Raw genomic sequence first — 11578 nt, 5'->3', positions numbered from 1 at the left:
TTGTAAAGATCTCTTATTATTGGACCTTTCATCCGCCATACCACTAACATATTGAGTTGTAATCGAACTAATATCGTCCATTGGACCTCTACCTCCTACTCTATAATATTTCCTTCTTTCGAATTGCCTATAGTTTAACACTTAAATGTTATTTTGTCAATATTTTATGCGTTTTATTTTAAATTTTCTTTCTTCGCATTGAAATTATTCTATTTTTTCTGATAATTCTTTTTATCTTTTAGCTATCTCTTCTCTTGCTTTGGAAACCGCATCCGCAAATCCATTCTGATCAATATGCTTTGCAACATAATCTGCTGCTTCCTGCACCTCATCCATCGCATTACCCATAGCAATCCCAAATCCAGCCGCCTGAATCAACTCTATATCATTCATACTATCCCCAATTGCAATAATATCATCCCAGGATGCATGATAATAGTCCATAACACACTTTGCACCTTTAACCTTTCCATTCTCTTTTGGAATCATATCTGCACCACCAAGCTCATCCCCCATACACAAAAGCTTTGTCTCTGGAAAATGTTCCTGCACATCAGCAATTGCTTCTTTTGTATCTGCCAGAAACATAGACGGAATCTGTTTTTCATATAACGCCTTGTATGCGTCCCCACTCTTTGGCAATAACTGCTGCTGTTTTGGAGATGCAATCTCCTTGAATCGCTCGATGCTGGAAGTACACCAATCATTACCCTGTCCAGATAACAGGCAATAATTTTTTTCTACAACGTAGTCTAATATTCTTCTCTGTAAATCCTTATCAAAATATTTTTCTTTCACTAATTTTCCTTCTATCTCAACAATCGCGCCATTTGCACTAACCAGACAATCCGGAGTTATACGTCCTTGAAATTCTTCGGGAAGTGAATTATTTCGAAATGCTCTTCCACTTGCAATAACTAATTTATATCCGTCCTTTTGCAATTGTTCAAGTGCACATAATGTACTTTCTGGAATCTGCCATGTCTGATGACTGAAAATTGTATTATCATAATCTATAAAAAATATTGGTTTCATTCGTTTCTTCTCCCTTCGCTTGCTTTACCTGATTTGAAGTAATTATAACGCAGATTTATATTTAGTCAAAGAAAAAGAGACTCTCGTTTTTAGGAGGTGCCCAAAAAGTCAGTCTCTTTTCTACTACTATTTTTTTATTTTATTTATTTCTTGTATGGTTTCGAATTGCAAGAAGCACCAAGATCTGCAATGCAATTCCGATTACCAGGCAAATAACCGCATTCTGTATCACACCTGCAATTACATATGTGATACATGAAACAGCAGCAACTGTCATTGCATATGGCAACTGTGTTGATACGTGATTTACATGATTGCACTGTGCTCCTGCTGAAGCCATAATTGTTGTATCTGAAATTGGCGAACAATGATCTCCGCATACAGCTCCTGCCATACAAGCTGAAATGGAAATGATCATCATTGTTTCATTTGTTCCCTGGAATACAGCAACTACAATAGGAATCAAGATTCCGAATGTTCCCCACGAAGTACCAGTTGCAAATGCCAGGAAGCATCCTACAAGGAATATAATTGCAGGAAGAAGATTTAACAATCCGCTTGCTGCCGAATTCATGATTGACGCTACATATTCAGCTGCACCAAGGCTATCTGTCATTGATTTTAGTGTCCAGGCAAATGTGAGAATTAGGATTGCAGGAACCATAGCTTTAAATCCATCCGGAATACAAGCCATAGAATCCGAAAAACGCAGAACTTTTCTTACTGCATAAAATGCAATTGTGATTACCATTGCAAAGAAACTTCCCAGCATCAGTCCAACAGATGCATCACTTCCTGAAAATGCTTCTACAAATCCTGTTCCTGAGAAGAACCCGCCTGAATAGATCATTCCTATAACACAGCAAATAATAAGTGAAATAATTGGGAATACCAGATCAATTACCTTTCCCTTATTATAAATAACATTTTCCTGTGCACTCTCATATGGTCTGTCATCCGTTGTATAAAGATCGCCCGCAATTGCATTGTCCTCATGTTCTTTCATCGGACCATAATCTTCTTTTGCCAGAACCAAAGTCACCATCATAATAATTGTAAGGATTGCATAATAGTTATATGGAATCGCACGAATAAAGATTGAAAATCCGTCCTCTCCCTTTACAAATCCTGTTACTGCTGCTGCCCATGATGAAATCGGTGCGATAATACATATCGGAGCTGCTGTTGCATCAATTAAATATGCAAGTTTTGCACGTGACACATTGTGACTATCTGTTACCGGACGCATAACACTTCCAACTGTCAGACAGTTAAAATAATCATCGATAAAAATCAAAATTCCAAGTGCGATTGTTGTAAGCTGTGCACCTGCCCTTGTCTTAATATGCTCTTTGGCCCAACGCCCAAATGCTGCTGAACCGCCTGCTTTATTCATCATGCATACCATAACACCAAGGATTACCAAAAATATCAGAATACCCATATTATAGCTGTCAGTGAGAACACCTACCACTCCATCCTGAAATACATGTAATATCGTGGCTTCCGGTTTGAATCCTGCCCAAAAAGCTCCTCCGATCAAAACTCCAACAAACAATGAACTATACACTTCTTTTGTAATAAGTGCCAATACAATCGCAATAACCGGAGGCACTAACGACCAGATTGATGCATACATTGCTGGTACATACTCTGCGGATGTGTCTGCTGCAAATACTGTTATCGAACTAAAACATAATATGCTCATTGCAACCAGGAGCAACCCGCCCATTTTTCTCTTGTTTCTCATTTTTTCTCTTTCTTCTCCTTCTCCAACCATTTTTAGACAAAGAAATGCCGCTGGCATCTCTTTGTTGGTGAGTCGCCCGCGGCATAAATAAATCAAAAAATCCATATATCCTCGATAGCTCTCCACACCTGTGACAGTCCGGAGCATATTCTACATCCGGCCCAGGAATCATATCAGGGAAATATCATTCCTTCGGCGGCTTCTCCTTTCTCCTACTGACAGTCTTCCCTTGACTATTGCCAGCCGGATACTCTTATCACCGCGCCTCTATCAAACATTTTATATAATAGCATATTTTATTTTTAAAAACTACCCCTATTTTGTGCCAAAAATACGATCCCCGGCATCTCCGAGTCCTGGGCAGATGTAAGCAGCTTTATTCAGCTCTCTGTCGATATGACCTACATACAACTGAATATCCGGATGTGCATCCATCAGACGTTTAATTCCTTCCGGAGCAGCGATAATAGCCATGAATTTAATCTTCTTACCGCCATGCTTTTTAATAAAATCAACTGCTGCAACTGCTGAACCGCCTGTAGCAAGCATCGGATCTGTAACAACGATCAAACGCTCTTCAATCGGATCCGGCAGCTTACAATAATACTCATGTGGTTCGTGTGTCTCCTCGTCACGATACAGACCAATATGTCCAATCTTTGCTGTCGGTACTAAAGCCTGAATACCGCTTACCATTCCCAAACCTGCACGTAAAATCGGTACAATAGCAAATTTCTTTCCGGCAATCTGAGGTGTCATGCATGTTTCAATCGGAGTCTCAACCTCAACATCTTCAAGTGGCAGATCCTTTAATGCCTCATATCCCATCAGCATTGCGATTTCTTCTACAAGTGCACGAAATTCTGCTGTTCCTGTATTCTTATCTCTCAATCTTGAAATCTTGTGCTGGATCAACGGGTGTGTCATCTCAATTACATTACTCATTTTCTACGTCCTCCATTGTATTTGTACCTTTTATTATAACGATTTTTATGTATTGAAACCACCTTTTTCTATTCAAGTCGAACGTCCGTGAAACTTGGCGCGTGATTCTGGTCAGCGAAGCTGACATATTCCTATCAGAATCACTGCGCAATCTTTCTACTGAATATCAGCATCATTAAATGGATCTCCGCACTCTGGGCAGAATTTTGGCGGATTCTTCGGATCTTCAGGTTCCCAACCGCATTTATCACAACGATACAATGGTGCCGCTGCCGGTTTTTTTGCTCCACATTCTGAACAGAACTTTCCTTTATTTACTGCTCCGCACGAACATGTCCATCCCTCTTCCTGTACCGGTTTTGGGCTGCCACATTCCGGACAGAATTTTCCTGTAACTGTTGCGCCACATGCACACTGCCAGCTATCTGCTGCCGGTTTTGGCTCTGGTTTCTTTGAACCACATTCCGGACAGAACTTTCCTGTAACTGTTGCACCACATGTACACTGCCAGCTGTCCGCCGCCGGTGCTGCCTGTGGAGGCGGAGTCTGTGCTGCTTGCGCCGCCTGTCTTTCAAGCTCTTCTCTTCGTCTTGCTTCCTCTTGCTGGGCTCCCATTGCAAATAAATTCTGGGCATTCATTCCGCCACCTGCATTCATAGCCATACCCATACCGATAAAGCCGTTCATAGCACCGCCTTCGTTGCTTGCTGCTGCTTTCATCGCATCTGCCTGAGCGCCTACCATAGTTGCTGCTGCCATTGTTGGATTCTGAAGCATTGCTGTACGCTGTGCCTGTTTGATCAACTCTGCATCTTCTTCCGGAAGTGTCACTGAACCAAGTGCAATACTTACTACCTTCAGTCCACGAAGCTCACTCCATTTTGCTGACAGTGTTTCATTCATAGCATTTTCCAGCTCTGTAGTATGATTTACAATTTGATTCGGACGCAGCTCCATATCGGAAAGCCGTCCAAATGCCGGCTGCAAAGCACTGATAAACTCTGTTTTTAACTGTCTGTCAATTTCTTCTCTCGTATACTCATTCTCCACATTACCGCACACATTTGTGTAGAACAACAACGGGTCACTGATTCGATAAGAATAAACACCTGAACATCGTACTGCTACATCAATATCCAGACCTATCTTAGAATCTACAACACGGAATGGAATCGGATTTGGTGTACCGAATTTATTATCAATCAACTCTTTTGTATTAAAATAATAAACACGCTGATCTTTACCTGTATCGCCGCCAAATGTAAATCGTTTTCCGATTGTTGCAAATGTCTTTGAAATACTATCTCCAAGATTACCGGAGAAAATACTTGGCTCTGTAGATGTATCATATGTAAACTGTCCGGATTCTGCACATATTTCTACTACTTTTCCCTGTTCTACAATAATCATACACTGACCATCTGCCACAGCGATTCCACTACCATTTGTAATAATATTGTCATTGCCTTTTGTATTAGAAGAACGAGAACTCGTCTGCTTCTGTCCTTTCCTCACCATGACATTTTTATCCATCGCTTCACAATAGAAAAACTCTTTCCATTGATCTGCCATTGTTCCGCCTACCGCTCCTGCAACTGCTTTAATAAGTCCCATACCTATATCTCCTTTCATCGAATAATTCACCTATTATTATCTTACACTTATAATAAGTTGAAATCCACATAATTTCACTATCACTTATGCTAGTAAGTGAATTTTGATAACAAAAAACAACTTATAGAAAATATCAATAAATAGGGTAGCATATAAAAATAATCAATTATTGTCACACTCTTTTTATCTTATTCATAATTATTAAGTGTCCTTGTACAAGCAAATCAGTTACTATCAGCACTATAACCGACCATATCAAACACTCTTTTACATTAAATCCGGAAAATGCAGCAAAACCACAAATTATATAATATACACCGATATGCACTGCATATATCTTAGATATTTGTTTTGAATAATAACACAATTTGTTATATCCAAATTTCCATTTTTCTATCATCGGCATAATCCAAAATGCAATTGCAAATACAAGCATGATACTGCAAAAGCTTCCGACTACTTTTGCCAGGCCCGGCGTTCTGTACTGTTCAATCATATAGTTAAAAAATCTATCAACTGTAGGGTGTGTCATTATGCAGCATGCAAACCATATCACTGCTATAATTCCACATATTATACCACTCTTTTTATAAAAATCTCCTTTTTCATCTTCAGGAACTCTTCTGATCACTTTTCCAAAAACATATCCTAAAAATACATAACTCAAATACGGAAAGAAACAAAAGCTTGTTTCACCTTTTCCTCCAAACGTCATATCCAAAATCCAGTTAAGTACCTGATTTTCAGAAACCAACATCTTTGTAAATGGTGATACGATTCCTACTATTACAGCACTGATTACATATCCACTGATCTTTACATTTAATTTTCTATATATCGCAAGCACAAGATAACACATACCTGATATAAAAAATATATTTACAAATGTAAGTGCTGCATACATGTTTTGTGCATATAATTCTCTGCTGCCTGCGACTTCTCCTGTAATCATATTTCTAATATTGAAACTAATTAACAAAGCTGCGGCATAACATAAATTACTTAATCCCTGATACAATAACAGTCTCACACCATTTTTAACCATATCTTCAGGCTTAGAATGTCGTGTAAAAACACTTCCAAATCCCATAGTAAATAAATATAAGCAAGCACCTGTCGGCATAAACAGTGCAAACATAATTTTATGTACATTCGATTCTGCTGCTTCCACGCCTGCTATTGTCTGAAATGAATGTATAAATACTATCATGATCATTAGGAAACCTTTTACCAGATCAAGTTCCCGCTGTCGGCCTGTGTTCACTTCTCTGTCCTGTAAAGATAACATATTTCTCACCTCTTTCACTGTTGTACCTATTATTAGTGCATCATATTTATCGTTATATGCTTATACAAACAGTTTATCATTGAGGCATCCGTTGTTCAATTCTGTTTTTTTATTCTTGTAACATGTTTCATTTTCTCAAAAAGAAATAAACTCAATCTATTTACCAGTAAATGCACTAGAAAATAGATTGAGTTTTTCATCATTGTTTTAACGCTGAATCATTCGACTTACTTCTTCTTTTTTTGGAATAGCTGGGATACCACCTCGTTTCTGCACACAAAGTGCTGCCGTAGCATTTCCGTATTCTGCACAATATTTTATTTCTTTCCAAGATAGTTCCTCAACAGGTTTTCTAAATTCCAAGTAAGCACTCAAGAAACCGCCCCAAAAAGAATCTCCTGCACCTGTGGTATCTACTGACTTCACTTGAAATCCTGCAATACGTTCTTTTCGTTCTCCAAATGCTATTAAAACGCCTTCGCTACCAAGCGTAACAGCAACTAACTTCGGTCCCATCTGTAAGAATTGATCTGCTGCAGCTTCATAAGTTTTTTCTCCAGTCAGAAGCAAACTTTCTTCATCTGATATCTTCATCACATCTGCATAACAAATCATCGATTTCATTGTTTCTATGGCAACATCTTCGCTGCTCCAAAGAGAAGCTCGATAATTCGGATCATAAGAAATCAATGCCCCCTCTGCTTTAGCACGTGAGACCGCTGTCACTGTTGCCTCATGTGCAGGCTGTGCCGTCAAAGATAAGGAACCAAAGTGAAAAATTTTACAGTTCTGTAATAACTCCAAATTCAATTCATCCGCCTGTAATTTGGTATCTGCACCTGGTTTTCTTGCAAAAGAAAACTCTCGCTCACCATTTTCATCAATTGCAACAAATGCTAACGTGGTAAAATAGTGCTCGTCCTCAATCAAGTTTAAAACACCTATCTTTTCTTTCTCCAAAGTTTTTTTCAGAAAAGCGCCATGCATATCTTTTCCAACTTTGCCTATAAATTCTGTTCGATATCCCATATGACTAGCCACAGTCAGTAGATTTGCCGGTGCCCCTCCTGGATTCTGTTCAAATAATTTCATTCCATCAGCACCGACTCCTGCTTCTGTAAAGTCAATCAATAATTCACCCAAAGCTACGATATCAATCATTTGCTTCATGGTTAATAATCCTCCATGATTTCTTTATATCTTTTATTTTTTCAAATTTCTGAAAACTGCTTATTGCATTACATTTTCTAAATCCCACTTCTCTAACGTATCAATTTCTGCAACGCCGCCTTCAGCTACTATATAATTTTTCTGGCCTTTTTCTACGTTATAAATATTGCACGAAAAATTATTTTGATATTCGTTGCTAAACAACTCTACTGATATTTTATCTGAATAAATGTGTATATCTAAGCAATCTTTATTCATCAAATTCAGTGGTCCTCTTGCTATTCCCTTACTCCAGTCATCAGCATGATTTCGATCAAAACGAATTTCAGCTTTTTTAAGATCAAACACAATTTCTGTTCTTTTATGATCAGATACTCGAAGTTTTAAAATAATTTTATCGGCAGTAGTATTTTTAAGATTTACTTTTAGTTTTAATTCATAAATGCTACCATCACAAATTTCTTCTTCTCTTCCGTCTTCCAATAAAATTTCTTTTCTCTCCAGTTTATTTTTGCGAAGAACTTCCAATTCTTTCACTGGAATAAAGCTTAAAGTTCCATTTTTATTTAAAACAGCTTCTCGCGGAACATTGAAAAATCCACACCATCCTTCTCTATATGTAGGACCCCAATCTTTCCAGAAAGGCATCCAGTCCCATGCGTTTGCCCATCCTACCAGAAGTCTTCTTCCATCAGCTGCTTCAAATGACTGAGGTGCATAATAGTCAAATCCCCAATCTATTTCTCCAGAAGTCTTATAAAAGAATTTTCCTGTATTATAATCAAAATCTCCAACAAGATATACACTTGTTCGTTCTTTTCCTCCCATCGGTGAAAACATCAAAACATATTTATTTCCTACTTGAAAGAAATCCGGGCATTCCCACATAAATCCCCATTCTCCTCTACTTTCAGCGAGAACATTTACAAATTCCCAGTTAAGCATATCTTTTGATTTATATAAACGTGCCTGTGCAAACCCATTCATGCTTGCACCACATACCAAATAAAAAGTATCTTCATGTTTCCATACTTTCGGATCTCGGAACATATCTGTCGGCACTCCTTTAGGAGCTGAAATCACTGGATTCTCTTTATATTTCTCAAAATGAATTCCGTCTTCACTATATGCAATACACTGTGCCTGTTCAAATCCATTTCCATTATTACAAGTTCCGGTATATACAAGATATAATTTTCCGTCGTGTTCTATTGCACTACCTGAAAAGCATCCACCTTTTAGATGATTATCATAGTATTCACTTGGTGCAAGTGCGAGTGGAAGATATTCCCAATGAATTAAGTCATTGCTAACTGCATGCCCCCAATACATAGAATCCCAAAATCCATTAAATGGATTATGCTGGTAAAAGTAATGATATTTACCTCTAAAATAAATCAGACCATTCGGATCATTAATCCATCCCGTTTCTCCCATGAAATGATAACACTGACGCATCTTACCATGCTTCACTACTTCTCTTTTTGTATCAATCTCTCTTTGAGCCTTTTCTATTTTTTCAAGCATCAATTTCTGTGACATAATAATCCTCCATGCATGTATTACTTATAATCTTCACGAAGTTTTTTTGCAAATTCAGTATTAAGTTTAGACTCACGGCGTGCTTTACTTTCTTTAATTCTAAACTGTTCTTCTCTTGCCGGTTTATATTCTTCCCAACGCTTTGCCCATGAATCTCTTGCTGCCTTCATTTCTTCTGTAAGCTCTGGCAACTTCAGATTGCGCTCCGGTAAAGTAGCTACGTTTGGCAATCGCTCTTCTACAGGTAAAATTGTCAGCGGCTTTGATGTTGGAAGTGTCTGGTACCAGTAAGCAGTAGAACTCCAATCATCAGATAAATGGTTTGCATGTCCATGCTCAATCGTAACTTTCAAACTCTTTTCAAATCGGACAGGATCAGTAATATGGAAGCGGTAAGATACCTGAAAACCATCTGTATCACTTTCATGTACTATTGTTCCAAAAAATGGATATGCATTCTTCTGCATTCCCCATGCATGATTAAAATAATCTTCTGTTCCTGTTCCATTTAATGAAGGATATTCTTCACCATCAATAAAGAACATATCATTTCCTTCACCCCACCAGCTACCCTGGTAATGTTTAACCGTTAAATTGCAACCTACATAATGTCCTGTTCCTTCAACATCAAGAACTGTATAATTATCTTCACCTTTAAAATTGGTTACATTATTTACTTCCGGACAGTTTGTCTGCAAATCCGGCCCCCATCCTTCACAAGGATTTTCTCTTCTCCAGCTTGCATGAAAATAAGCTGTATCTTCATCTAATGCTTCTTTATACATTTCATAATCAATATTAAAATATAAGATAAAAGGAAGTTCATTTTCATTTACGATTTCAATTTTTGCCTTTTTGTTAAATGGCATAGGGAAGTAACATGATACAGAACATGGTGCTCCATATCTTCCTGCTTCTTCCGGTTTTAATGAAACATTAAATGGTAATGATGAAAAATTACCTGGGTAGCAATTTCCTATACAGAAGAAATCACCTAATGGTGCTAATACACTCGGTGTATCCTGATCATCCCATGTGATTTTGATTAAAACTTTTCTATAATAGAATGGATCATAGTCATCCCAGATAACACCAAGCGCCGGATGTATCTCCATTACAGGTGCTGCAGAAGCATTCAATACCGGATCTAAGATACTTGGTGCAACTACTTTTCTGCATGAAGAAGTCATCCAAATATGTGTAATACATCCAGGTCCTTCTATTTCTCCTAAAGAAATCGTTTCACCGGCTGGTATTTCCCAATAATCTTGATTTTTACCTCTTTGATCCCAACTTGCCAATCTACCATTTCTTGCCTTTTTAATTGTTGTCAAATCTTTAAATAATCCTGATACGTTACTCATAATTGTTCTCCTTTTCTACTGATTTTTGAATTCTATTTTTAACCTTTAACCGCACCTGCAGTCATACCTTCTACAATATTCTTTTGGAAAATTCCATAGAAAATCAACTCTGGAATAATAATCATAAGACTTGACGCTACAATTCCGCCATAATCTACCGTATAATTTCCTTTAAAGAATGAGGCTCCCATAGATAATGTATAATCTGATACATCCCGAAGCATTACAGATGCATACGGATATTCATTCCATATATAAAGTGCATTAAATATCACAACTGTTGCAATAACGGGTTTTGCCATTGGAAGTACAACTTTCGTTATTAAATCCCATAGATTACATCCATCAATTACTGCTGCTTCATCAATTTCTACCGGAAGCTGTTTTAAATATGCAGTCAATAACAACGTATTAAATGAAATAGAACTTGCTACATATGGAAATACTAATGCCCATTTTCCTCTAAGTCCCATAAAGGCATTAATCTTATATACTGGGAATAATAAGATAAATGGTGATACAGCTAATCCCATAATCAGGAAACCGTATAATAATTGTTTTAATTTCGGATGCTTAAATTCCATACGTGCAATTACAAATGAACTGCAAAATGTAATAATCAATTCAAGTGCCAACGATACTATACAAACTTCAAAAGTATTTGCATACAACCTCGGAAAATCCAATGTGTTTAGTGCATTTTTAAAGTTATCCAGGTTAAATGCTGTTGGCCACGCCAGCGGATTAGACATGATTTCAGAGCTGGTTTTAAACGAAAGTAAAACCATCCAAAGGAGTGGAAATACAACGATTACAGTAATCAATGCCATCACTATATACATGACTGTTTTTCTCTTTTTCGGAATCATC

Annotated in this window: 9 protein-coding genes and 1 riboswitch; all 9 genes read right to left on the bottom strand. The window is 37.6% G+C overall.

What is annotated here, in order from left to right:
* Positions 1-231: 231 nt before the first annotated feature.
* Positions 232-1035, bottom strand: coding sequence for a Cof-type HAD-IIB family hydrolase (locus H8S40_RS01185; RefSeq protein WP_022075077.1), 804 nt, complete (start codon positions 1033-1035; stop codon positions 232-234).
* 139 nt (positions 1036-1174) lie between these two features.
* Positions 1175-2785 (bottom strand): Na+/H+ antiporter NhaC family protein, encoded by a 1611-nt coding sequence (locus H8S40_RS01180; RefSeq protein ID WP_186864354.1) that lies wholly within the window; start codon positions 2783-2785, stop codon positions 1175-1177.
* A gap of 107 nt (positions 2786-2892) precedes the next feature.
* Positions 2893-3063: riboswitch (Lysine riboswitch) on the bottom strand.
* A 37-nt stretch (positions 3064-3100) separates the two neighbouring features.
* Positions 3101-3730 carry a uracil phosphoribosyltransferase gene (gene upp, locus H8S40_RS01175; protein WP_186864353.1) on the bottom strand — a complete coding sequence of 210 codons (630 nt, stop codon included), beginning with the start codon at positions 3728-3730 and terminating at the stop codon, positions 3101-3103.
* A 156-nt stretch (positions 3731-3886) separates the two neighbouring features.
* Complete coding sequence (locus H8S40_RS01170) at positions 3887-5344, bottom strand: SPFH domain-containing protein (protein WP_186864352.1); 1458 nt, start codon at positions 5342-5344, stop codon at positions 3887-3889.
* 172 nt (positions 5345-5516) lie between these two features.
* Complete coding sequence (locus H8S40_RS01165) at positions 5517-6632, bottom strand: heparan-alpha-glucosaminide N-acetyltransferase domain-containing protein (RefSeq protein WP_186864351.1); 1116 nt, start codon at positions 6630-6632, stop codon at positions 5517-5519.
* Positions 6633-6839: 207 nt separating this feature from the next.
* Entirely contained in the window at positions 6840-7802 is a 963-nt protein-coding gene (locus H8S40_RS01160; RefSeq protein WP_186864350.1) for a carbohydrate kinase family protein, read from the bottom strand.
* 60 nt (positions 7803-7862) lie between these two features.
* Positions 7863-9344 (bottom strand): glycoside hydrolase family 32 protein, encoded by a 1482-nt coding sequence (locus tag H8S40_RS01155; RefSeq protein ID WP_186864349.1) that lies wholly within the window; start codon positions 9342-9344, stop codon positions 7863-7865.
* Between the two features lie 20 nt (positions 9345-9364).
* Entirely contained in the window at positions 9365-10708 is a 1344-nt protein-coding gene (locus H8S40_RS01150; RefSeq protein WP_186864348.1) for a glycoside hydrolase family 172 protein, read from the bottom strand.
* Between the two features lie 38 nt (positions 10709-10746).
* Positions 10747-11577: a carbohydrate ABC transporter permease gene (locus H8S40_RS01145; RefSeq protein ID WP_186864347.1), complete on the bottom strand. Its 831-nt coding sequence runs from the start codon at positions 11575-11577 to the stop codon at positions 10747-10749.
* Between the last annotated feature and the right edge of the window lies 1 nt (position 11578).

This window comes from Ruminococcus hominis (genome assembly GCF_014287355.1).
Lineage (GTDB): Bacteria > Bacillota > Clostridia > Lachnospirales > Lachnospiraceae > Schaedlerella > Schaedlerella hominis.
Note: the sequence above shows the minus strand (reverse complement) of the source record. Positions and strands in the feature narration are given on the sequence as shown.

Bases quoted from the DNA above. Each gene is read 5' to 3' on its own strand.
- H8S40_RS01185 (WP_022075077.1), bottom strand. From the start codon at position 1,035: ATGAAACCAATATTTTTTATAGATTATGATAATACAATTTTCAGTCAT.
- H8S40_RS01180 (WP_186864354.1), bottom strand. From the start codon at position 2,785: ATGAGAAACAAGAGAAAAATGGGCGGGTTGCTCCTGGTTGCAATGAGC.
- upp (WP_186864353.1), bottom strand. From the start codon at position 3,730: ATGAGTAATGTAATTGAGATGACACACCCGTTGATCCAGCACAAGATT.
- H8S40_RS01170 (WP_186864352.1), bottom strand. From the start codon at position 5,344: ATGGGACTTATTAAAGCAGTTGCAGGAGCGGTAGGCGGAACAATGGCA.
- H8S40_RS01165 (WP_186864351.1), bottom strand. From the start codon at position 6,632: ATGTTATCTTTACAGGACAGAGAAGTGAACACAGGCCGACAGCGGGAA.
- H8S40_RS01160 (WP_186864350.1), bottom strand. From the start codon at position 7,802: ATGAAGCAAATGATTGATATCGTAGCTTTGGGTGAATTATTGATTGAC.
- H8S40_RS01155 (WP_186864349.1), bottom strand. From the start codon at position 9,344: ATGTCACAGAAATTGATGCTTGAAAAAATAGAAAAGGCTCAAAGAGAG.
- H8S40_RS01150 (WP_186864348.1), bottom strand. From the start codon at position 10,708: ATGAGTAACGTATCAGGATTATTTAAAGATTTGACAACAATTAAAAAG.
- H8S40_RS01145 (WP_186864347.1), bottom strand. From the start codon at position 11,577: ATGATTCCGAAAAAGAGAAAAACAGTCATGTATATAGTGATGGCATTG.